Below are 20246 nucleotides of genomic sequence, written 5' to 3'. Positions count from 1 at the left end.
CTCTCCTATTCCGCGGCTTCGCTGCGCTGTTGGGCGGCATCGGCCTCGACCGAGCCTGCGTTCTTGTCCCGGCGGCGGAAGACCCGGCCCAGACGTTGCCCGCCCTCGACCAGCCCACCGGGCAGGAAGATCACGACCAGCATGAACAGAAGGCCAAGGGTCAAGTGCCAGCCCTTGCCGACGAAGGGGTGGATGATCGCGACCATCGCGTCTTCGATCCCGTCGGGCATGAAGGCGAACCAGCCGTGCAGCACGTTGTCGTTGATCTTGGCAAAGATGTTCTCGAAATACTTGATGAAGCCTGCGCCCAGCACCGGGCCGATGAGCGTGCCCGCGCCGCCAAGGATCGTCATCAGCACCACCTCGCCGGAGGCGGTCCATTGCATCCGTTCGGCCCCCGCCAGCGGGTCCATCGCCGCCAGCAGACCGCCCGCCAGCCCAGCATACATGCCCGAGATGACAAAGGCCGCCAGCGTGTAGGGCCGCGTGTTCAGCCCGGTGTAATTCATCCGCTGCTGGTTCGATTTCACCGCCCGCAGCATCATGCCAAAGGGCGAGCGGAAGATGCGGATTGCCAGATAGAAGGCGAGGATCAGGAAGACCGCGCAGAAGTAGTAGCCGACCGAGAAGGTGAAGGTCCAACCACCGAAGAAGAGCGTCGTCGAGGAGTTCATCGCGGCACCGAAGAGATTCGGGAAGGTGGGTGCATCTACGGATTGGAGATATTGCGGATCGGAGGTGTAGATCTGCAACCCCGTCTCACCGTTGGTGATCGGCGTCAGCACCGAATAGGCGAGGTTGAAGGACATCTGCGCGAAGGCCAGCGTCAGGATCGAAAAGTAGATGCCCGAGCGCCGCAGGCTGATGTAGCCGATCAGTGCCGAGAACAGCCCCGCCATGATAACGGCCAGCACCAGCGCGGGCACGACGTTGTAGCTGAGCAGTTTGAACATCCAGACGGCAGAGTAGGAACCGACCCCCAGAAAGGCCGCATGGCCAAAGGAGAGATAGCCGGTCAGGCCAAAGAGGATGTTGAACCCAATGGCAAAGATGCCAAAGATCACAAAGCGTTGCATCAGGTCGGGGTAGCCCGCGTTGAACTGTGCAAGGCCCGAATCCGCCGGAAAGGGGTTGAGGATGAAGGGGGCGAAGAGCGTGAGAACGATCACAACCCCCAAAAGAAGCGTATCGCGTTTTTCCAGTCCGAACATGTCTTATTCCTCCATCACGCCGCGGCGCCCCATCAGACCGCGCGGGCGGACCAGCAGGATCACGATGGCAACGACGTAGATGATGATCTGGTCGATACCGTAGATGATGCTTTTGATTTCATTCATGGAAGCGAGGCTTTCGAGGATTCCCAGCAGGAACCCCGCCAGCACCGCGCCGGGCAGCGAGCCCATGCCGCCGACCACGACGACGACGAAGCTTAGCACCAGAAAGTCCATGCCCATGTGATAATTGGGCGAGTTGATCGGCGCGTACATCACGCCCGCAAGCCCCGCCACGGCGGCAGCAATGCCGAACATGATGGTAAAGCGGCGGTCGATGTCGATGCCCAGAAGGCCCACGGTCTCACGATCTGCCATGCCTGCGCGAACCACCATGCCGAAAGTGGTGAATTGCAAGAAAGCAAAGACCGCGGCGATGATGAGGGTCGAAAAGCCAAAGTAGACCAAGCGCCAATAGGGGTAGGCCAAAGACGTGTCCAAACCCAAGAGCGGCGCGAAATCGAAGCTGCCGACAAAGGCCTCGGGCGCGGGTGTGGGGATTGGGTTGGCGCCGTAGAAATACTTGACGACTTCCTGCAAAACGATGGCAAGGCCGAAGGTCACGAGGATCTGATCCGCATGGGGGCGCTTGTAGAAATGTTTGATCAGTCCGCGTTCCATGATGAAGCCAATGAGCAGCATCACCGGAATCGCGAAGAGGATCGCCAGCGGCACCGACCAATCGATAATCGCCTGTCCCGTTTCCGGCCCGAACCACTGTTCGACATAGGGGGTTTTGACCTTCAGCGGATTGCCGAGGAAATCCTTCTTGGTCTCGTCAATGGTCTCGACGCTGAGCGTCAGAATGCGTTGCAGCGTGACCGAACAGAAGGCCCCGATCATGAAGAGCGCCCCATGGGCGAAGTTGACCACGCCAAGGGTGCCGAAGATCAGTGTCAGCCCGAGCGCGATCAGCGCATAGGCCGAGCCTTTGTCGAGGCCGTTGAGTATTTGCAGAAGGATTGCGTCCATGGTCCCCACCTGTAAGGGAAGCGTTTACAAGCGGCTTGGCCGCTTGCAGCGATAAAAAGGGCGCGCAGGATCAGGCCCGCGCGCCATCTGATGTCAGCGGATCACGCGCCGGGGTTGCATTTGCCCAGATCACCGCCTGCGAACATCGGGTGATCGGGGGCATATTCGACCTGTGCACGGGGCGTCTGTTCGACGATCTCCAGCGTGTCGTATTCGCTGGTCGGGTTCTCCGCCCCCTTCATCACGAGCACGTCCTTGAAACACTGGTGATCGTCCGCACGGTAGAGCGTCGGCCCGTTGCCCAGACCGTCGAACTCATAGCCCTCCAGCGCCTCGACCACGGCGCAGGGGTTGAACGAGCCTGCGCGTTCCACCGCATCGGCATAGAGCAGCGTTTGCACGTAGCAGGTATGCGCCGAGTTCGACGGCGGCCGGCCATATTTCTCACCAAAGGATTTGGTGAAGGCTTTGGACCCTTCATCCTGCAGCTGCCAGTTCCAGTTCATCGAGCCGATCACGCCCTGCACGTTGGCCCCGGCACCGGCGGCCATCAGCTCGGAATAGAGCGGCACGACGATCTCGAATTTCTTGCCGTTGACCTGTTTGTCGAGCAGGCCGAACTGCACCGCATTGGTGAGCGAGTTCACCATGTTGCCGCCGTAGTGGTTCAGCACCAGCACATCGGCGCCCGAGTTCAGCACCGGCGCGATATAGGAGGAGAAATCGGTCGAGGCGAGCGGCGTCAGCACGTTCTCCACGGTCTCCCAGCCCATCGCCTCGGTCGCGGCGGCGATGGATTCCTGCTGGGTCCAGCCCCAGTTGTAATCCGCCGTCAGGTGATAGGCGCGACGCTCAGAGCCATAGGCGTTTTTGAGCACCGGGGCGAGGGCGGCGGCGGACATATAGGCGTTGAAGAAATGCCGGAAGCCATTGGCCTTGCGGTCTTTACCGGTGGTGTCATTGGCGTGGGTGAGACCCGCCATGAAGATCACCCCCGCCGATTGGCAAAGGTCCTGCACCGCCACGGCCACCCCCGAGGACGAGCCGCCGTTGATCATCACCGCGCCGTCTTTTTCGATCATCGATTTGGCGCTGGCGCGGGCGGCGTCGGATTTCGTTTGGGTGTCGCCGGTGACATATTCGACCTTTTTGCCCAGAATACCGTTCCCTTTCAGCGCCTTGGAGCTGAAGGTGTTCATCATGCCGCCGTCGCCCCCGCCATTGAGGTGTTCGACCGCAAGCTCCTGCGCGCGCAGCTCATCCAGACCTTCTTCGGCATAGGGGCCGGTCTGGGGCACGTTGAAGCCGAGCGTCACGGTGCTGCCCGTGGGGGCATTGGTGAAGCCCGCGTGATTTTCCGCGCGCAGATAGGTCGGCAGCGCCAACCCTGCACCGGCAACCGCGCCGGTCTGGATCAGCCCGCGGCGTGTCAGTTTCGTAAACGACATGAAGTCCTCCCATTTTTGTAAGTCGCGGCAGCGGAACCTCCCCCCGATGCCACAACACGCAATAGTGCAAAGAAACTATGGCGCGGAAAATGAAAACCGATCAATAAGGCGCTTGATCGAAACGATTTTTTTGTAAATATATTCGCAATCGCATCGGTGGGCCTGTAAAGAATATGATATTGCGGCGCAGAAAGACCTTGAAACAACGGGCGAAAAATCACGCGGGGCCGTCCCATGCGTGAGGGTCTGACCGGCAGCCGTATCCGTGAGCGGCGCGTGATGGCGGGGCTGAAACAGGCCGAGCTTGCGCAGCAAAGCGGCATCTCGGCCAGCTATCTCAACCTCATCGAGCACAATCGGCGCAGAATCGGCGGCAAGCTTTTGCTCAACATCGCCCATGCGCTTGGGGTCGAGCCGCAGGCGTTGACCGAAGGGGCCGAAGCCGCGCTGATCGCCACCCTGCGCGAGGCGGCAGAGGATGCGGGGCTGACCGGGCCAGAGAGCGACCGGGCGGATGAATTCGCGGGGCGGTTTCCGGGCTGGGCCAATGTGCTGGCCAACAGCCAGCGCCGCATCGCGGCATTGGAGCAGACGGTCGAGGCGCTCTCGGATCGTTTGGCCCATGACCCGCAGCTTGCCACCTCCATGCACGAGTTGCTCAGCACCGCCGCGGCGATCCGCTCCACCGCCGCGATTCTGGCCGAAACAGACAGTTTGCAAGCGGAATGGCGCGATCGGTTTCACGCCAATATCCACCAAGACAGCCGCCGCCTATCCGACAGCGCGCAGGCGCTGGTGACCTATTTCGACAATGCCGCCGAGACCCGCGACGTGGCCCATTCGCCCCAGGCCGAGGTTGAGAGTTTCCTCGCCGCGCATGACTACCGTTTCGACCCTTTGGAAGAGGCGCGCGCCCCGCAGGCGGCGATTGCGGCGCTGGTCGAACAGGCCGATACGCTCAAGACCAAGGCCGCGCAGCATATCGCGACGGGGGTGTTGCAACAGATCGCCCGCGATGCAGCGGCGCTACCCTTGGCGCGGCTGGAGCGGGCGGCGGGGGAGATGGGGCATGACCCTGCCGAACTGGCGCAGGCACTCGATCAACCGATGGGCCGGGTGCTGCGGCGCTTGGCATCACTGCCCGACCTCGGCGCGGGGCTGGTGGTCTGTGACCGTTCTGGCAGCGTGACATTCGCCAAGTCGATCGAAGGGTTCACCGTGCCGCGCTTTGGCGCCCTCTGTCCGCTTTGGCCGCTCTTCGCGGTGCAGGGGCAGCCGGGACTGGTGATGAAATCCCGCGTCATGCAGATGGGGCGCGGGCAGGCGGAGTTCGAGGCGATTGCCACCTGCGAAGTGCAGGCCGCCGCTGCCTATAACACGCCGCCGCTCAGCCAATCGGTCATGCTGCTCTTGCCGGTGCCCTCGGGGGCGGCACCTACGCAGCCCGTGGGCGCGACCTGTCGCATTTGCCCGGTCGAAGGATGCCGCGCACGGCGCGAGCCTTCGATCCTGCGCGAGGGGATCTGAGGCCGCGCGGCAGGCAGTTTTTGACAGGGCTGGCAAACCGATGCATGCTCGCCCCGGTGCGCGAGACCCCGCAGCAAGACGGGGCGGCCGCACACCGAGGGGGGAGACTTTTTGCCGATGAGCAAACTCGTAGTTCTGGTGGAGGACGAGGTGAATATCGCCGAGGCCATCCGCTTTTTGCTGAGCCAAGAGGGTTGGCGTGTGGAGACCCTGGCCAATGGGTCAGGCGCGGTGGAGGTGATCCGCAAGGCATCGCCGGATCTGGTGATGCTCGACGTGATGCTGCCGGGCAAGAGCGGTTTCGAGATATTGGATGAGCTGCGGGGTGACCCCGAAACCGGCGCGTTGCCGGTGCTGATGCTGACCGCGCGTGGCCAAAGCCGGGACCGCGCCATGGCCGAAAAGGCGGGTGTCAGCCGCTTCATGACCAAGCCGTTCTCGAATGCCGAGATGCTGGACGCGGTGCGCGACCTGATCGCCAGTTAACCCGCCATGCCCCGTAGGCCGATCTTTTTGGAAAAACGCGGCTACCGTCAGCGGCGGATGATGGATGCAGTGCGCCTGTTGCCGTTTCTGGGGCTGATGCTGTGGATGGTGCCGCTGCTTTGGCCCGTCCCAGCGGGCAGCCCGGACCCCACGGCGCCGACCATCCCGATGAGCGTGGCGCTGCGCTATCTTTTCGGGGTTTGGGCGTTGCTGATCTTGGCGACTTGGGCACTGTGGCGGCGCACGCGGGATGTGGCCTCGGGCGAAGGTGCCGATCACACGGATGGGCAGCCCTAATGGTCTCGCTCAACCAGCTGGTCGCGGTCTGTCTGATGTATGTGGCGGGGCTGTTCATCGTGGCATTCGCCGCCGAACGCGCGGCCCTGCGCGGGCAGGGCGGCTGGCTGCTGCGCTCGCCGTTGGTCTATACCCTGTCGCTGTCGATCTACTGCACCGCTTGGACCTTTTACGGCGCGGTGGGCTATGCGGCGCGCTCGGGGCTGGAATATGTGACCATCTACCTCGGCCCTTCGCTGGTGATGATCGGCTGGTGGTGGGGGCTGCGGCGTTTGGTGCGGATCGGGCGAAGCCATCGCGTCACCTCGATCGCGGACCTGATTTCATCGCGCTACGGCAAGTCCAACACGCTGGCGATTGTCGTGACCGTCATGGCCGTGATCGGTGTGACGCCCTATATCGCGCTGCAATTGCAATCGGTTATCCTGTCGCTGTCGATCTTCGCCGCCGCCGACGTGCCGCTGGCCGAGGCGGGGGGCGATGTGATCAACCGGGGGCAGGCGGCGCTTTGGGTCGCGGCGGGGCTGACGCTCTTTACCGTGCTTTTCGGCACCCGGAACCTGAATGTGAACGAACGGCATCACGGCGTGGTCATCGCCATCGCGGTGGAGGCGGTGGTCAAGCTCTTGGCGCTGGTGGCGGTGGGGGTCTACGTCATCTGGGGTCTGGCCGGAGGCTTGGGCGAAACCTTGGCGCGGATCGACGCCTCCGACATCGGGCAATGGGAGGTGCAGGGCAGCCGTTGGGCCGCGTTGACCGTGCTTTCGGGGGCGGCGCTTTTGTGCCTGCCGCGCATGTTTCAGGTCATGGTGGTCGAGAACGACGACGAGCGGCAGTTGCAGATCGCAAGCTGGGCTTTTCCGCTTTACCTGATGCTGATGAGCCTTTTCGTCGTGCCCATCGCGGTGGTGGGGCTGGATCTGATGCCCGAGGGCGCGAACCCCGATCTGTTCGTGCTGAGCCTGCCGCTCAGCCAAGGGCAGAACGGGCTGGCGATGCTGTCTTTCTTGGGGGGGTTCTCTTCGGCGACCTCAATGGTGATCGTCGCCACGCTGGCGCTGTCGACCATGGTCAGCAACCATATCGTGATGCCGATCTGGCTGGCGCTGCGCCGCGACGGGGCGACGCAATCGGGGGACGTGCGCAATATCGTGATCCTTGCACGGCGGCTGTCGATCTTTTGCGTGGTGGGCTTGGGTTATCTCTATTACCGCGCCTCGGGCGGAAGCGGGGCGCTGGCGGCGATTGGCACGATTTCATTCGGCGGAGTGGCGCAGTTTCTGCCCGCGATGCTTGGCGGCGTGCTTTGGCGCGGGGCCACGCGGACCGGCGCGCTTTGCGGGCTTGGCACGGGCTTTGTGCTTTGGGTTTTTACCATGTTGCTGCCGAGTTTCGGCGCGGATGTGGCCTTGTCGACCGAGACGTTGGAACAAGGACTTTGGGGCCTCGCTTGGCTGCGCCCCGAGGCGCTTTTTGGCATCGCGGGGATCGACCCGACGGTCCATGCGGTGGTGTGGAGCCTCGCGCTCAACACGCTGGTTTTCGTGATCGTCTCGCTTTTCAGCTTTCCTACACCGTTGGAACGGCTTCAGGGCGCGCAATTCGTTAATGTCTTTGACCATTCCGGCCCGGCGCGGGGCTGGACGGCATCCGTCGCGGGCAGCGAAGACCTGATGATCATGGCGCAGCGCATCTTGGGCGCGCGGGAGGCACAGGCGTTTTTCACCCGCGAGGCCGAGCGGCAGGGGCAGGGGCGGCGTCTGCCCGAGCCCACGCCACGATTCGTGCAGGCGCTGGAGCGGGAGTTGGCGGCCTCGGTCGGGGCGGCCACGGCCCATGCGATGGTGGCGCAGATCGTCGGCGGGGCCTCGGTCTCGGTCCAAGACCTGCTGGCTGTGGCCGACGAATCCGCGCAGATGCTGGAGTATTCCAGCCAGTTGGAGGCCAAGTCGCGGGAGTTGACCGAGACGGCAGCGCAGCTGCGCGCGGCGAATGAGAAGCTGACGCAGTTGTCGCTGCAAAAGGATAGTTTCCTCAGCCAGATCAGCCATGAATTGCGCACGCCGATGACCTCGATCCGCTCGTTTTCCGAGATCCTGCGCGATGCGCCCGGTCTCACGGACGCCGACAAGAACCGCTATGCCACGATCATTCATAGCGAGACGATCCGTCTGACGCGGCTGTTGGATGATCTGTTGGATCTGTCGGTTTTGGAGAACGGGCAGGTGACGCTGAACCAGCGCGAAGGCAACCTGCGCGATCTGCTGGATCTGGCGGTGACCACGGCGCAAGCGGGGGCCACGCGGCCGCTCAAGGTGCTGCGCGATCCGCAGGCCGAGGATATTGTGCTGACCAGCGATCTCGACCGGCTGGTGCAGGTCTTTATCAACCTCGTCACCAACGCCCGCAAATACTGCGCTGCGGATGACCCGCGACTGGTGATCACGCCGCGGGTGACGGCGCAGGGGCTGGTGATTGATTTCGTCGACAACGGCCATGGGATCGACGCAGGGTCGGAGGCGCTGATTTTCGAGAAGTTCTCGCGCATCACGGGGGAGGGCGATGGCGCGGGGCTTGGCCTTGCCATCTGCCGTGAAATCATGTGCCGCTTGGGCGGAGAGATCAGCTTTCTGCTGGATGTGCCCGGCACGGCCTTCCGTGTGCAACTGCCCGCCCGCGCCCTGACCGCGGCGGCGTAGAATACCGGCCCCCAATGGGACCGGCAGAGACCTCAGGTATAGCTTTGCCCCAGCATGGGGCGCATGTTTTCAAGGTCATACCCGCCTTGACGTGCGGCTTCGATGATCGCGTCGCTGTCCATCTCACCGGCTTGGCCCAAGGCCCAAGCGATGGTGGAGCGGGTGCCCGAGGCGCAATAGGCCAGCACGGTGTCATCGGTTTCCACGCCGAGGGCGCGGTTCTTGGCGATGACATCTGGGGTCATGGTCTGGTGGGTCAGCGGCTGTTCGGCAAAGGCAATCCCCGCGGCCTCGGCCGCGCTGCGCATGGCGGCGGCCTGATGGCTGGGCGGCACTTCCGCGTCGGGGCGGTTGCACAGGATGCGGGTGATGCCTTGGGCGCGCAGGCTTTCCATGTCACCGGGCTCGATCTGCGGGGCGACGAAATAGCGGGGGGTGATTTGGCGAATATCCATGGGCCGATTTAAGCAGATGCAGCGGCCCTGTCCAGCACCGCCGGGGCGGGCTGGTCAAACGCGCCGATCAGCCCAGCGAAATCCCGAGGATCACCAGCATCAGACCGATCACGGACAGAAACAGCGCGCCCATATTCAGCGGCACGACTTTGCGCAGCACCACGCGCATCTCCTCATCGTCGAGCTGCGCGCGTTTTGCACGGCTCACTTTGATGATGCACCAGCCCAGACCGAGCAATCCCAAAAGGGACAGACCCGCGCCGCCCCAGACCATGAGATCGAAAATAGATGTGTTTGCGCTTTCCATGGCGGCAGAGCTACGCCAAACCGCCAAGGGGGGCAAGTCCCGCTTGCGGGCTGGGCGTGCAGCCTGTAGTCAAACCCGCCAGAGCCAGCCATTCCGTGAGGACTTCCCATGAGCGATACCAGCACCAATCCCGATGTCGTCGAATCCCAAGGCGATGCGACCTACCGGGTCACCGCCAATGAGCTGCGCCAGTTCGTCGAGCGGATCGAGCGTTTGGACGCCGAGAAGAAAGACCTTGCCGAACAGCAAAAAGAGGTGATGGCCGAAGCGAAATCGCGCGGTTACGACACCAAGGTGCTGCGTAAGGTGATCGCCCTGCGCAAGCGCGACAAGGACGACATCGCCGAAGAAGAAGCGGTGATGGAAATGTACAAAGAAGCCTTGGGCATGTGAGCGCCCTGCCGCGGCGGGACTGAATTTTCCGCGCGGCCTTGAATGCCTCCGGCCCATCCCCATTTGCATCGGGCGTCTGCGCGGTCTCCGCGGCGCCCGATGGTCTGAGGCCGGTGAGATTTTTCCCGTGAACATTCTGTTTGTCCTTGGTGGTCTGCTGGGGCTCGTGCTCGGTGGTGAGTATCTGGTGCGCGGCGCCGTGGCGCTGGCGCAGAGGGTAGGCTTGTCGCCCTTAGTGATCGGGCTGACGGTGGTGGGCTTTGGCACCTCGGCCCCGGAATTGGTGACCTCGGTTCAGGCGGCTTTGCTGGGCGCGCCGGACATCGCGCTTGGCAATGTGGTGGGGTCGAACATCGCGAATATCCTGCTGATTCTCGGCCTTGCGGCGGTGATCGCCCCGGTGACCATCTCCGGGCGTAGTTTCGCGCGAGACGGGACGGTCATGCTGGCGGCGAGCCTGCTTTGCCTCGGCACTGTGCTGCTGGGGCAGGTGGATCGGCTTGCGGGGGGCGCCGCCCTCGTTGGGCTGGCGGCCTATCTGATTTACACCTTTCGCAGCGATCGAAGCGGGGCAGAGGCGATGGAGCCGCTGCCGGATCAAGCGCCGTCTTGGCTGGCGCTTGTCTGGCTGCTGGGGGGGCTTTTGCTAGCCATTGTCTCGGCGCATTTTCTGGTCACCGGCGCCGTGGCGCTTGCGCAGGCCGTGGGGCTGTCCGAGGCGGTGATCGGCCTGACCATCGTGGCCGTGGGCACCTCCATGCCGGAATTGGTCACATCGGTCATCGCCGCAAGGCGCGGGCAGAGCGATGTGGCATTGGGCAACGTGGTCGGCTCCAACATCTTCAACATCCTCGGCGTGCTGGGCATCACCGCGCTGATCCAGCCGGTGGGGGTTGCTGCGCAGATCGCCACGCTCGACATCTGGGTGATGCTGGGGGCCACGGTGGCGCTGATCGCCTGCGCCTTTGGCGGGCGCGTGACACGCGGGCAGGGGGCGCTCTTTGCGCTGGCCTATGTGGCCTATGTCGCCGTGCTTTTGGTCTAGCCCGACACTGGGTTGTCCGGCGGGGGTGGGGGCGATTTCTGCGGATGTGGCGCGATGGGCCGCGGACCCCCTTGCGCAGGCGGTTCAACACCCATAGAAGGACACAAATTTTCGCCCGCGCCCCCGCCGCGCGGCCTTACCCTATGGAGCACACATGCAGGTCAACGAGACGCTGAACGAAGGTCTGAAACGCGGTTACAACATCACCGTCACCGCCGATGAGCTTGAAGCCAAGGTCAACGAGAAGCTGGCCGAAGCGCAGCCCGAAGTCGAGATGAAGGGCTTCCGCAAGGGCAAGGTGCCGATGGCGCTGCTGAAAAAGCAGTTCGGCCAGCGGATCATGGGCGAAGCGATGCAGGAAAGCATCGACGGCGCCATGAACGAGCACTTCGAAAAGACCGGCGACCGCCCCGCGATGCAGCCCGAGGTCAAGATGACCAATGAGGACTGGAAAGAAGGCGACGACGTCGAAGTCTCCATGTCCTACGAAAAACTGCCTGAGATTCCCGAAGTTGATCTGAGCAAGATCGAACTGGAAAAGATGGTGGTCAGAGCTGACGATGCTGCTGTCGAAGAAGCACTGGCAAGCCTTGCCGAAACCGCGCAGGACTTCAAAGCCCGCGAAGAAGGTGCCAAGGCAGAAGATGGCGATCAGGTTGTGATCGACTTCAAAGGCTCCGTCGACGGCGAAGAATTCGAAGGCGGCGCGGCGGAAGATTACCCGCTGACACTGGGCTCCAACTCCTTCATCCCCGGCTTCGAAGAGCAGCTGGTTGGCGTGAAAGCGGGCGAAGAGAAATCTGTCGTTGTGAACTTCCCCGAAGAGTATCAGGCTGAGCATCTGGCTGGTAAGGAAGCGACCTTCGCTTGCACCGTGAAAGAAGTGAAAGAGCCCGTCGCGGCCGAGGTCAACGATGAGATGGCCAAGAAATTCGGCGCCGAGGATCTCGAAGCGCTGAAAGGTCAGATCGCTGAGCGCCTGGAAGCTGAATACGCTGGTGCATCGCGCGCCGTGATGAAGCGTAACCTGCTGGACGCGCTCGACAAAGAGGTCAGCTTTGACCTGCCGCCGTCGCTGGTTGACGCCGAAGCCAAGCAGATCGCGCATCAGCTGTGGCACGAGGAAAACCCCGATGTGGAAGGCCACGACCACCCCGAGATCGAGCCGACAGACGAGCACAAGACATTGGCCGAGCGCCGCGTCCGTCTGGGCCTGCTGCTGGCCGAGCTGGGCCAGAAAGCCGACGTTCAGGTGACCGACGCCGAGATGACCCAAGCGATCATGAACCAGGCGCGTCAGTACCCTGGTCAGGAGCGTCAGTTCTTTGAATTCGTGCAGCAGAACCAGCAGATGCAGCAGCAGATGCGCGCGCCGATCTTCGAGGACAAGGTCGTCGATCACGTGGTCGAGCAGGCCAAGGTGACCGAGAAGGAGATCTCGAAAGAAGTGCTCCAGAAAGCTGTTGAAGAGCTGGAAGACGAATAAGTCTTACCGGATCGGATTTTGGAGCAGGGGCGGCGGGAAACCGTCGCCCCTGTTTCGTTTGGGCTGGGTGAGAAGCGTGGCCTTTGCCTGTCACTCTGGATGGGCGTGAAGGATTACCGAACCTACTGTCGACGTCCCGCCCGGGGGCACCCCGGGCATCGACCTCCTTCTGTCCTGGGGGCGATTTGCAAGGTCTCGGAAATTCGCAGCAGTTGTGTGCGATGGGGGCGACCGCAGGCCACCATCGTTGCAACGCCCCCAAGGGAAGGCGCTGCTCTATGTGGCAATGTCAGATGCTGATACGCAGCGGGGACGTCACAAAGTAATCCGGAACTGCGCGAAGCCGTCTTCCGTGTCGCCTACCTGTTCCATCTCTACGCCTGTCACCTCATCGACGTAGTCCGCCGCCTTTGGCCCGGTTTCGAACATTACGCTCGTTTCCTCCAACGGCGCGAAGCGCCAGTTGGCATCGGCGCGGGGGCTAATGGTGCCTTTTTCGACGATATAGCGCACAATCACATCGCGGTTGGTGTCAGGCCCTTCAAAGACGATGGTATCGCCCATCGCGCCGGGGAAGGCCCCGCCGCCGCTGGCGCGGTAGTTGTTGGTAGCGATGATGAATTCGGCTTTAGGATCAAGAGGTTTCCCTTCGAACTCAAGGTTCACGATCCGGCTCGCCTCAGGGTGCGCCACGGCGCCCTTGGGGCTGAATTTCGAAGGCTGGCTGAGGTCGATCTGATAGGTGACCCCGTCGATCACATCGAAATTATAGCTGGGGAACTCGGGGTTCAGCAGCGGCTGGTTGGCCTTGCCGGGGGTGATCTGGTTGAACATGCCGGCAGAGCGTTCGAGCCAGTCTTTCACCTGCGCCCCGGTGACCCGCACCGCGCGGGCGGTGTTGGGGTAGAGGTAGAGGTCGGAGACATTCTTGATCGCCACATCGCCTTTCGGGACGTCAGTGTAATACTCCGGCCCGCCACGGCCACCGGCCTTGAAGGGGGCGGCGGCAGAGAGGATCGGCAGCCCCTCATGTTCGGTCCCCTTCAGCATCTGTTCGATATACCAGCGCTGCGCGTTGGAGACGACCTGCACGGAAGGATCATCCGCCACCAGCGCGAAATAGCTGTGCAGATTGGCGTCGGTCTTGCCCACGGCGCGGCGAACATAGGCCAGCGTCTCATCATGTTCCTGCTGGACGGAGGCAAGCACCTCGGCATCGCTTTCCACCAGCGGCATCACAGAGCGGTCTTCGTTGCGCTGCGAAATCGCGCGGGCCTCGGCGCTGTGGCTGGCGATGCGCCAGCCGCTGCCGTCACGCTCAAGCATCAGGTCGATCAGGCCGAGGTGGCTGCCCCAGAAGCCGCCCATGGTGGCGGGTTTGCCGTGGATCGTGCCTGCGCTAACGTCCACGCCCGGATAGTCCGCATAGCTGCCCGAGGGGAAGACGAGGTGGCTGTGTCCGGTCATGATGGCGTCGATCCCCTCTACGGCGGCGAGGGGGACAGAGGCGTTTTCCATCATATCCTCTTCCTTGGCCGCACCGATGCCTGAGTGCGACAGCGCGATGATGATGTCGGCGCCTGCCTCTTTCATCTGGGGCACCCATGCGCGGGCGGACTCGAGGATATCGCGGGCCTGCACCTTGCCTTCGAGGTGGCGGCGGTCCCAGCTCATGATCTGGGGCGGAACGAAGCCGATGATGCCGATCTTGATCGGATGCGTTTCACCGGCACCATCGGTCAACATCCGGTCGAGCAGGACATAGGGTTTGACCAGTGTTTCATCGTCGCTCGGCTTGGCGCCGACCTTTTTGACGACATTGGCACTGACCACCGGGAATTCGGCCCCGGCAAGGGATTTCATCAGGAAGTCGAGCCCGTAGTTGAACTCGTGGTTGCCAAGGGTCGAGGCGTCATAGCCAAGCGCGTTCATCGCTTGGATCACCGGGTGCATGTCGCCCTCTTTCATGCCGCGCTCATAAGCGATGTAATCGCCCATCGGATTGCCCTGCAAAAAGTCGCCGTTATCGAGCATCAGGGTATTGGTCGCCTCGGCGCGGATCGATTTGACGATGCTGGCGGTGCGGGCAAGGCCCACGGTGTCGACCTCTTTGTCGGCGTAATAGTCGTAAGGAAAGACATGCACATGCAGGTCCGTCGTCTCCATCAGCCGCAGATGCGCCTGATTGGCCGCGGCACGGAGAGAAAAGGGGTGGAGGGCCAGCAATCCGGCAGTGCCGGCGAGGAAGTGACGGCGGTTGAGGCGGAGGGTCATGCGGCGTTCCTTCTTGACGTGATTAACACCTACCTGAGGCGAAGCGAGAGGCCGCGCAAGCCCGAAAATTAATCACCCGTCCCGTAGGCCAGTTTCCACAAGCATGCCGCGACGCTTGGCCTCGTAATAGTAGCCGCGGGCGTACCATTTGATGGCGGTGCCATGGTCGCCGTCCGACAGGAGCCAGGCCCCGCGCAGGTACTTTAGCGCGTATTTCAGATTGGTATCGGCGTCCAAGAGATCGGAAGGTTTGCCCCGGAACCCCATCGACCGTGCGGTGGCGGGCAGGATTTGTAGCAGACCGTAATAGGGGCCGTTGCGGGCGCGGGGATTGTGGGTGCTTTCGCGGATGGCGAGACGGTGCACCAATGGGCGCGGCAGGTCGTAGAAGTCGGCCCAGTGGTTGATCTTGCGCCGCAACTCGGGCGTCTCATTCGGATGCAGGGGCAGGGCGGGGCGCTGCGGCGGCGTGGAGGAGACTTCGGGCGCGGCGTTGCAGGCGGTGAGCGTGCTGGCGGCGATGAGGGAAAGGAACATGCGGCGTGTGGTCTGAGGCATGATGCACCGGGGGTTGTTATTTCGCCCCGAGGATCGCCCCAAGGGGGCCATCGGGCAAGAGCGGAGGCGCAGGATACGCGGCCCCTTGCCCAAGCCTTGGACCCTCAGGCGCGGCTTTTCGCCATGCTTAAACGTCGGCGACGATTTCGCCTTTCATTTCGCCGGTCATGCGGCTCTGATCTTCGCGTTTTACCGAACGTCGGACCTCGTCGATCTTGAGTTCGGCGGCGTCGCGCGTGGCCCTGTCGGGCCATTCGGTGATTGCGGCACTCGTGCGCTCAGAGGTGCGGACCACGGTGATGCGGCTGGCGCCAAAGCCCTTGAGGGCGGGTAGGCGCCTTTCTTCGATGGCGCGCAGGGCCACGTCGTAATCCGCCCCGTCGGCGAGTTCCCAAGTGGTGATGGTGATGTAACGCATGTGTCATCCTCCATGCTTAATGGAGGTATCATAGCATAAATCGCGCTGTTTTTGCAGGGGTTTGCGTCAGAGGCGCGCGCGGGGCGGTTGGAGGGCTTGCGCAAAAGAAAACGCCGCGCGGAGGACCGCGCGGCGTTTCATGTCAGATCGGACAGGCCGGATCAGCTGTTGCTGTCGTCCTGTGCGTCGCCCTCGGGGGTGCGCACCACGTCCGAGTCGCCGTCTTCGTCAGCGGCAGAGCCGATGTCGTCGAAGAGTTCGGAGATCTCGAATTCAGCGGCGGCTTCCTCTTCGGCGGCCAGTTCCTGAATCGATTTGCCCGATGCCTGAAGCTCGGCCTCTTCGGGCGAACGTGCAACGTTCAGCTCGATTGTGGCGTCGACTTCGGGGTGCAGGATGATGCGCACATCATGCACGCCCAGTTCCTTGATCGGGTTGCCCAGAACGACCTGCTTGCGGTCGATCGAGAAACCTTCGGCAGTCGCGGCTTCGGCGGCGTCACGGGTGGTGACGGAGCCGTAGAGCGCGCCGGCGTCGGAAGCGGAGCGAATCACGACGAACTGCTGACCGTTCAGCTTCTCGGCGAGTTTCTCGGCTTCTTTCTTGGTCTCGAGGTTCTGTGCCTCGAGCTGGGCTTTCTGGCCTTCAAAGGCTTCGACGTTGGCCTTGGAGGCCGACAGCGCCTTGCCTTGCGGCAGCAGGTAGTTGCGGGCATAGCCGGGCTTTACGTCCACGACTTCGCCCATCTGGCCCAGTTTGGCCACACGTTCCAGAAGGATAACTTGCATGTGCTCTCTCCTTACTTGACGGCGTAGGGCAGCAGGGCGAGGAAACGGGCGCGTTTGATGGCACGGGCCAGCTCGCGTTGTTTCTTGGCCGATACGGCGGTGATGCGGGAAGGAACGATCTTGCCACGCTCAGAGATGTAGCGTTGCAGCAGACGTGTGTCCTTGTAGTCGATCGCAGGTGCGTTGTCGCCCGAGAAGGGGCAGACTTTGCGACGGCGGAAAAATGGTTTTGCAGCCATGGTTTATGTCCTCTTCTTCAAGCTGGCGATCAACGGCGCTCGCGACGGTTGTCGCGTTCGTCGCGTTTCTGCATCTGCACGGAGGGCAGTTCTTTGTGCTCGTCGACCTTGATGGTCAGGACGCGCATCACGTCATCATGCAGGCGCATCAGGCGTTCCATTTCCTGCACGGCGGTCGCGGGTGCGTCCGAACGCAGGAAGGCATAGTGGCCCTTGCGGTTCTTGTTGATCTTGTAGGCCATCGTCTTGACGCCCCAGTACTCGCTGTCGACGAGCTTGCCGTCGTTGTCCGCGAGAACGGTGCCGAAGTGTTCGATGAGGCCTTCTGCTTGCGTGTTGGACAGGTCCTGACGCGCAATCATAACATGCTCATAAAGCGGCATGTGCACTCCTATTTGTATCAAGGCGCATTTCATAGGCGGGGCGTTCATCCTTGCTCCCCACCACGAGAGTCTGCGCGGTTCATATGCTGTGCAAGGAAGCGCCCCGTATACACGGTTTCCCGGCCACGGCAAGCCCCGGCGCGGGCGCGCGGGCCGGGACGGGCTTGCCCTTGCGGCATGTGACGCGATACATCGGGTAAAACCGCTAATAAGAGGCTGCAACCATGAGCATCGCATTCGTTTTTCCCGGGCAGGGCGCCCAGACCATCGGCATGGGCCGCGATCTGGCCGAAGCCTATCCCGAAGCCCGCGCCGTATTTGACGAGGTCGACGCGGCCTTGGGCGAGAAACTGTCTGACCTGATCTGGGAAGGCGACATCGAGACGCTGACCCTGACCGAGAACGCGCAGCCCGCGCTGATGGCGACCTCTTTGGCTGCTATGGCCGCGCTGAAGGCCGAAGGTGTAAGTGTCGAGAAAGCGGCCTTCGTGGCGGGGCACAGCCTTGGCGAATATTCTGCGCTGTGTGCTGCGGGCGCGCTGTCGCTGGCTGACACCGCGCGGCTGCTGCGCATTCGCGGCAAGGCCATGCAGGCCGCCGTGCCAGTGGGCGAGGGCGCCATGGCGGCGATTCTCGGCCTCGGGATCGAAGAGACCGAGAAACTGGCCGAAGCCGTTGCCGAGGGCGCGGTCTGCCAGGTCGCCAATGAAAACGACCCGAGCCAGAACGTGCTCTCGGGCGAGAAGGCCGCGGTGGAGCGCGCTGTGGCCATGGCGAAAGAGGCCGGGGCCAAGCGCGCGTTGCTGCTGCCCGTCTCCGCCCCTTTCCATTGCCCGCTGATGGGGCCGGCTGCGGAAGAGATGGCGAAAGCACTGGGCGAGGTGACCTTCAACGATCCCGCCGTGCCGCTGGTCGCCAATGTCACCGCCGAGGCGGTTTCGGACGCCGCCCGCATTCGCGAGTTGCTGGTCGAACAGGTCACGGGCCGAGTGCGCTGGCGTTCCTCTGTTGAGTGGATGGCCGCACAGGGCGTGACCGAGGCATGGGAGATCGGCGCGGGCAAGGCGCTTTCGGGCATGATCCGACGCATCGACAAAAGTGTCGCCACCCGCAGCATCGGCGCGCCGGATGAGGTGAAGGCCGCGGCCGAATCCTAAGACATAGAAAAGTGGCATCTCGCCGCGCCGGGGCACAGCGCCTCGTGAGAGAATAAAGGAAGAGACATGTTCGATCTTACAGGAAAGAATGCCCTGATCACCGGCGCTTCGGGCGGCATCGGCGCGGATATCGCGCGCAAGCTGCACGCCCAAGGGGCTACCGTTGGCCTGTCCGGCACGCGGACCGAACCGCTTGAGGCGCTGAAGGCCGAGTTGGGCGAACGCGCCCATGTGCTGCCGTGCAACCTCAGCGATATGGAAGCTGTCGACGCGCTGCCGAAACAGGCGGCGGAGGCCATGGGCTCGGTCGATATTCTGGTGAACAATGCGGGCATCACCCGCGACAATCTTTTCATGCGCATGTCGGATGACGAGTGGAATTCGGTGCTCAACGTGAACCTCACCGCGACCTTCAAGCTCTGCAAAGGGGTGATGCGCGGCATGATGAAGGCGCGTTGGGGCCGGATCATCAATATCTCCAGCGTCGTGGGCGCCACGGGCAACCCCGGTCAGGCGAATTATGCAGCCTCGAAGGCCGGTGTCGTGGGCATGTCCAAGTCGCTGGCGTATGAGGTGGCGAGCCGCGGGATCACGGTGAATGCTGTGGCACCGGGGTTCATCACCACGGCCATGACCGACAAGCTGACGGATGAGCAAAAGTCTGGAATCATGGGGCAAATTCCCGCAGGCCGCATGGGCGATCCGGATGAGATCGCCGCCGCCGTGGTCTATCTTTCCAGTGCCGAGGCTGCTTATGTGACAGGGACCACCTTGCATGTGAACGGCGGTATGGCCATGTTGTGACCCTGCGCCTCAATAGCGTTTGCCAAGTCCGGCGCATGTGCTAAAGGGGGCGCAGAATCGAAACGGAGGGTGCTTGATCACCCCCTGCGCCTTGTGCGAACAAGGAAATAGCCGCCCCTTTTGGGGCATCCTCCAAACGCCGATTACCGGCGGGCGGAAACCAAAAGGGGCCTTGAATGGCCCGAAGACATGAGGACTTATTATGAGCGACGTCGCAGACCGCGTGAAAAAGATCGTTGTAGAACACCTGAGCGTGGAAGAGGACAAAGTGACTGAGAATGCGTCGTTCATCGACGATCTCGGCGCAGACAGCCTCGACACCGTGGAACTGGTGATGGCGTTCGAAGAAGAGTTCGGCATCGAGATCCCTGATGACGCGGCTGAGAACATCCAGACCGTTGGCGATGCGGTCAAGTTCATCAAAGAAGCCTCCTAAGGCTTTGCCGGGCAACCGGCGGATTTGAGTTTTGAAAACGGCGTTGTTCCTAGCGGAATGACGCCGTTTTTATTTGCCTGAACGGGGTGGGCTTGTCCCTTTGGAGCTGAGGTCGCATGTCTGCGCCAAGAAGTTTCAAGCGTGAAGGCAATTCACCCCATGTCCCGCACGATCCCGACCATCAACACCGCCAGACTGACCCTGCGCGCCATGCGCGCCGAGGATTTTCAGCGCTATGCCGAGATTTGGGCGATGCCCGATGTGGCGGACCGGATCCTCGATCAGCCCCGGCCCAAGGGGCAGTCATGGGACGCTTTTCTGCGCAACGCGGGCCATTGGCAGATCACCGGCTTTGGGCAGTGGGCGGTGCAGCTCCACCGCCAGCGCGAGATGTTGGGCCAGACCGGTTTCGTCTTTGGTTCCCGCAATTTCGGTGAGGATTTCGACACTTACCCCGAGGCGCGGCTGGTCTTGGCCCCTCAGGCCCAAGACCAGCGGCTTGGGGCCGAGGCCGCCCGGGCGGCGCATGAGTGGTTTGATCGGGTGATCACGGGCCGCACGGTCTGTATGATCTCGGCGGGGAATGAGGCCGCTTTGCGGATCGCGAGGGGGCTTGGTTATCAGGGGCTGCGCGAGGTCAAGACGGCGGGCGGTGCGGTGCATCTGATGACCCGGCGCGGCCCGCCGGGCTAAGCCCACAAGCCGCGAAGGCGCCTGAGATTCGACCCATCGGCGTTTTTGCGCTCTGCCTGCGGACCCCCGCCGATATGCTTGTGCCTACAGGCTTTTGCAGGGTAAGAGGT

At 62.6% G+C, this 20246-nt stretch carries 22 protein-coding genes; 11 read left to right on the top strand and 11 right to left on the bottom strand.

Annotated features, from left to right (window positions below; translation table 11 throughout):
* Window positions 1-5: 5 nt before the first annotated feature.
* From ACGYK9_RS03100 to ACGYK9_RS03090, 3 genes are all read right to left on the bottom strand, one after another.
* Window positions 6-1211, bottom strand: a complete 1206-nt coding sequence (locus tag ACGYK9_RS03100; protein WP_394408424.1) for a branched-chain amino acid ABC transporter permease — start codon at window positions 1209-1211, stop codon at window positions 6-8.
* Between the two features lie 3 nt (window positions 1212-1214).
* Entirely contained in the window at window positions 1215-2243 is a 1029-nt protein-coding gene (locus ACGYK9_RS03095; protein ID WP_271689857.1) for a branched-chain amino acid ABC transporter permease, read from the bottom strand.
* A 101-nt stretch (window positions 2244-2344) separates the two neighbouring features.
* On the bottom strand, window positions 2345-3691 hold the full coding sequence (locus ACGYK9_RS03090; RefSeq protein ID WP_067261823.1) for a substrate-binding protein: 1347 nt from the start codon (window positions 3689-3691) through the stop codon (window positions 2345-2347).
* A 234-nt stretch (window positions 3692-3925) separates the two neighbouring features.
* Here ACGYK9_RS03090 and ACGYK9_RS03085 point away from each other — a divergent pair, with 234 nt between their 5' ends.
* The 4 genes from ACGYK9_RS03085 to ACGYK9_RS03070 all read left to right on the top strand — a co-directional run bounded on the left by ACGYK9_RS03085 (window position 3926) and on the right by ACGYK9_RS03070 (window position 8700).
* The gene (locus tag ACGYK9_RS03085) at window positions 3926-5218 is read left to right on the top strand and encodes a helix-turn-helix domain-containing protein (RefSeq protein WP_394408421.1); all 1293 of its coding nucleotides are present in this window, start codon (window positions 3926-3928) and stop codon (window positions 5216-5218) included.
* 117 nt (window positions 5219-5335) lie between these two features.
* Window positions 5336-5704 carry a response regulator transcription factor gene (locus tag ACGYK9_RS03080; RefSeq protein WP_067261826.1) on the top strand — a complete coding sequence of 123 codons (369 nt, stop codon included), beginning with the start codon at window positions 5336-5338 and terminating at the stop codon, window positions 5702-5704.
* A 6-nt stretch (window positions 5705-5710) separates the two neighbouring features.
* Entirely contained in the window at window positions 5711-6001 is a 291-nt protein-coding gene (locus ACGYK9_RS03075; protein WP_394408418.1) for a hypothetical protein, read from the top strand.
* Window positions 6001-8700 carry an ATP-binding protein gene (locus ACGYK9_RS03070; RefSeq protein ID WP_394408414.1) on the top strand — a complete coding sequence of 900 codons (2700 nt, stop codon included), beginning with the start codon at window positions 6001-6003 and terminating at the stop codon, window positions 8698-8700. The genes ACGYK9_RS03075 and ACGYK9_RS03070 overlap by 1 nt, the downstream gene beginning before the upstream one ends.
* Window positions 8701-8732: 32 nt before the next feature.
* Here the strand turns inward: ACGYK9_RS03070 and ACGYK9_RS03065 are convergent, their stop codons facing one another.
* Window positions 8733-9155, bottom strand: coding sequence for a TIGR01244 family sulfur transferase (locus ACGYK9_RS03065; RefSeq protein WP_394408411.1), 423 nt, complete (start codon window positions 9153-9155; stop codon window positions 8733-8735).
* Window positions 9156-9222: 67 nt separating this feature from the next.
* Window positions 9223-9462 carry a hypothetical protein gene (locus tag ACGYK9_RS03060; protein ID WP_168612596.1) on the bottom strand — a complete coding sequence of 80 codons (240 nt, stop codon included), beginning with the start codon at window positions 9460-9462 and terminating at the stop codon, window positions 9223-9225.
* 108 nt (window positions 9463-9570) lie between these two features.
* Between ACGYK9_RS03060 and ACGYK9_RS03055 the strand changes: the two genes are divergently transcribed.
* From ACGYK9_RS03055 to tig, 3 genes are all read left to right on the top strand, one after another.
* Window positions 9571-9855, top strand: a complete 285-nt coding sequence (locus tag ACGYK9_RS03055; protein WP_067261835.1) for a DUF2312 domain-containing protein — start codon at window positions 9571-9573, stop codon at window positions 9853-9855.
* A 127-nt stretch (window positions 9856-9982) separates the two neighbouring features.
* Window positions 9983-10900 carry a calcium/sodium antiporter gene (locus ACGYK9_RS03050; RefSeq protein ID WP_394408409.1) on the top strand — a complete coding sequence of 306 codons (918 nt, stop codon included), beginning with the start codon at window positions 9983-9985 and terminating at the stop codon, window positions 10898-10900.
* Between the two features lie 154 nt (window positions 10901-11054).
* A complete protein-coding gene (gene tig, locus ACGYK9_RS03045) occupies window positions 11055-12386 on the top strand; it encodes a trigger factor (protein WP_394408406.1) in 1332 nt (443 codons plus the stop codon).
* Between the two features lie 315 nt (window positions 12387-12701).
* Here tig and ACGYK9_RS03040 read toward each other — a convergent pair whose 3' ends face one another.
* From ACGYK9_RS03040 to rpsF, 6 genes are all read right to left on the bottom strand, one after another.
* Complete coding sequence (locus ACGYK9_RS03040; protein WP_394408403.1) at window positions 12702-14660, bottom strand: bifunctional 2',3'-cyclic-nucleotide 2'-phosphodiesterase/3'-nucleotidase; 1959 nt, start codon at window positions 14658-14660, stop codon at window positions 12702-12704.
* A 72-nt stretch (window positions 14661-14732) separates the two neighbouring features.
* Window positions 14733-15218, bottom strand: coding sequence for a lytic transglycosylase domain-containing protein (locus ACGYK9_RS03035; RefSeq protein ID WP_271689866.1), 486 nt, complete (start codon window positions 15216-15218; stop codon window positions 14733-14735).
* A gap of 127 nt (window positions 15219-15345) precedes the next feature.
* A complete protein-coding gene (locus ACGYK9_RS03030; RefSeq protein ID WP_394408400.1) occupies window positions 15346-15636 on the bottom strand; it encodes a hypothetical protein in 291 nt (96 codons plus the stop codon).
* 161 nt (window positions 15637-15797) lie between these two features.
* The gene (rplI, locus tag ACGYK9_RS03025) at window positions 15798-16424 is read right to left on the bottom strand and encodes a 50S ribosomal protein L9 (protein WP_067261846.1); all 627 of its coding nucleotides are present in this window, start codon (window positions 16422-16424) and stop codon (window positions 15798-15800) included.
* Window positions 16425-16435: 11 nt separating this feature from the next.
* Window positions 16436-16663: a 30S ribosomal protein S18 gene (gene rpsR / locus ACGYK9_RS03020; RefSeq protein ID WP_005852865.1), complete on the bottom strand. Its 228-nt coding sequence runs from the start codon at window positions 16661-16663 to the stop codon at window positions 16436-16438.
* Between the two features lie 29 nt (window positions 16664-16692).
* On the bottom strand, window positions 16693-17046 hold the full coding sequence (gene rpsF / locus ACGYK9_RS03015; RefSeq protein ID WP_067261847.1) for a 30S ribosomal protein S6: 354 nt from the start codon (window positions 17044-17046) through the stop codon (window positions 16693-16695).
* Between the two features lie 224 nt (window positions 17047-17270).
* Between rpsF and fabD the strand changes: the two genes are divergently transcribed.
* The 4 genes from fabD (at window position 17271) to ACGYK9_RS02995 (ending at window position 20136) form a co-directional block, all read left to right on the top strand.
* Window positions 17271-18203, top strand: a complete 933-nt coding sequence (gene fabD, locus ACGYK9_RS03010) for an ACP S-malonyltransferase (protein ID WP_394408397.1) — start codon at window positions 17271-17273, stop codon at window positions 18201-18203.
* Between the two features lie 66 nt (window positions 18204-18269).
* A complete protein-coding gene (gene fabG, locus ACGYK9_RS03005; protein WP_007119971.1) occupies window positions 18270-19007 on the top strand; it encodes a 3-oxoacyl-[acyl-carrier-protein] reductase in 738 nt (245 codons plus the stop codon).
* Window positions 19008-19209: 202 nt separating this feature from the next.
* Window positions 19210-19443: an acyl carrier protein gene (locus tag ACGYK9_RS03000; RefSeq protein ID WP_067261852.1), complete on the top strand. Its 234-nt coding sequence runs from the start codon at window positions 19210-19212 to the stop codon at window positions 19441-19443.
* Between the two features lie 159 nt (window positions 19444-19602).
* Window positions 19603-20136: a GNAT family N-acetyltransferase gene (locus ACGYK9_RS02995; protein ID WP_394408394.1), complete on the top strand. Its 534-nt coding sequence runs from the start codon at window positions 19603-19605 to the stop codon at window positions 20134-20136.
* Window positions 20137-20246 lie beyond the last annotated feature (110 nt).

It is taken from the genome of Sulfitobacter sp. 1A15258, assembly GCF_043557045.1.
GTDB lineage: Bacteria > Pseudomonadota > Alphaproteobacteria > Rhodobacterales > Rhodobacteraceae > Sulfitobacter > Sulfitobacter faviae.
This window is presented reverse-complemented; position numbering and strand designations above follow the sequence as displayed.

Excerpts from the sequence above, each read along its gene's own strand:
- ACGYK9_RS03100 (WP_394408424.1), bottom strand. The coding sequence starts at position 1,211 with ATGTTCGGACTGGAAAAACGCGATACGCTTCTTTTGGGGGTTGTGATC.
- ACGYK9_RS03095 (WP_271689857.1), bottom strand. The coding sequence starts at position 2,243 with ATGGACGCAATCCTTCTGCAAATACTCAACGGCCTCGACAAAGGCTCG.
- ACGYK9_RS03090 (WP_067261823.1), bottom strand. The coding sequence starts at position 3,691 with ATGTCGTTTACGAAACTGACACGCCGCGGGCTGATCCAGACCGGCGCG.
- ACGYK9_RS03085 (WP_394408421.1), top strand. The coding sequence starts at position 3,926 with ATGCGTGAGGGTCTGACCGGCAGCCGTATCCGTGAGCGGCGCGTGATG.
- ACGYK9_RS03080 (WP_067261826.1), top strand. The coding sequence starts at position 5,336 with ATGAGCAAACTCGTAGTTCTGGTGGAGGACGAGGTGAATATCGCCGAG.
- ACGYK9_RS03075 (WP_394408418.1), top strand. The coding sequence starts at position 5,711 with ATGCCCCGTAGGCCGATCTTTTTGGAAAAACGCGGCTACCGTCAGCGG.
- ACGYK9_RS03070 (WP_394408414.1), top strand. The coding sequence starts at position 6,001 with ATGGTCTCGCTCAACCAGCTGGTCGCGGTCTGTCTGATGTATGTGGCG.
- ACGYK9_RS03065 (WP_394408411.1), bottom strand. The coding sequence starts at position 9,155 with ATGGATATTCGCCAAATCACCCCCCGCTATTTCGTCGCCCCGCAGATC.
- ACGYK9_RS03060 (WP_168612596.1), bottom strand. The coding sequence starts at position 9,462 with ATGGAAAGCGCAAACACATCTATTTTCGATCTCATGGTCTGGGGCGGC.
- ACGYK9_RS03055 (WP_067261835.1), top strand. The coding sequence starts at position 9,571 with ATGAGCGATACCAGCACCAATCCCGATGTCGTCGAATCCCAAGGCGAT.
- tig (WP_394408406.1), top strand. The coding sequence starts at position 11,055 with ATGCAGGTCAACGAGACGCTGAACGAAGGTCTGAAACGCGGTTACAAC.
- ACGYK9_RS03040 (WP_394408403.1), bottom strand. The coding sequence starts at position 14,660 with ATGACCCTCCGCCTCAACCGCCGTCACTTCCTCGCCGGCACTGCCGGA.
- ACGYK9_RS03035 (WP_271689866.1), bottom strand. The coding sequence starts at position 15,218 with ATGCCTCAGACCACACGCCGCATGTTCCTTTCCCTCATCGCCGCCAGC.
- ACGYK9_RS03030 (WP_394408400.1), bottom strand. The coding sequence starts at position 15,636 with ATGCGTTACATCACCATCACCACTTGGGAACTCGCCGACGGGGCGGAT.
- rplI (WP_067261846.1), bottom strand. The coding sequence starts at position 16,424 with ATGCAAGTTATCCTTCTGGAACGTGTGGCCAAACTGGGCCAGATGGGC.
- rpsR (WP_005852865.1), bottom strand. The coding sequence starts at position 16,663 with ATGGCTGCAAAACCATTTTTCCGCCGTCGCAAAGTCTGCCCCTTCTCG.
- rpsF (WP_067261847.1), bottom strand. The coding sequence starts at position 17,046 with ATGCCGCTTTATGAGCATGTTATGATTGCGCGTCAGGACCTGTCCAAC.
- fabD (WP_394408397.1), top strand. The coding sequence starts at position 17,271 with ATGAGCATCGCATTCGTTTTTCCCGGGCAGGGCGCCCAGACCATCGGC.
- fabG (WP_007119971.1), top strand. The coding sequence starts at position 18,270 with ATGTTCGATCTTACAGGAAAGAATGCCCTGATCACCGGCGCTTCGGGC.
- ACGYK9_RS03000 (WP_067261852.1), top strand. The coding sequence starts at position 19,210 with ATGAGCGACGTCGCAGACCGCGTGAAAAAGATCGTTGTAGAACACCTG.
- ACGYK9_RS02995 (WP_394408394.1), top strand. The coding sequence starts at position 19,603 with ATGTCCCGCACGATCCCGACCATCAACACCGCCAGACTGACCCTGCGC.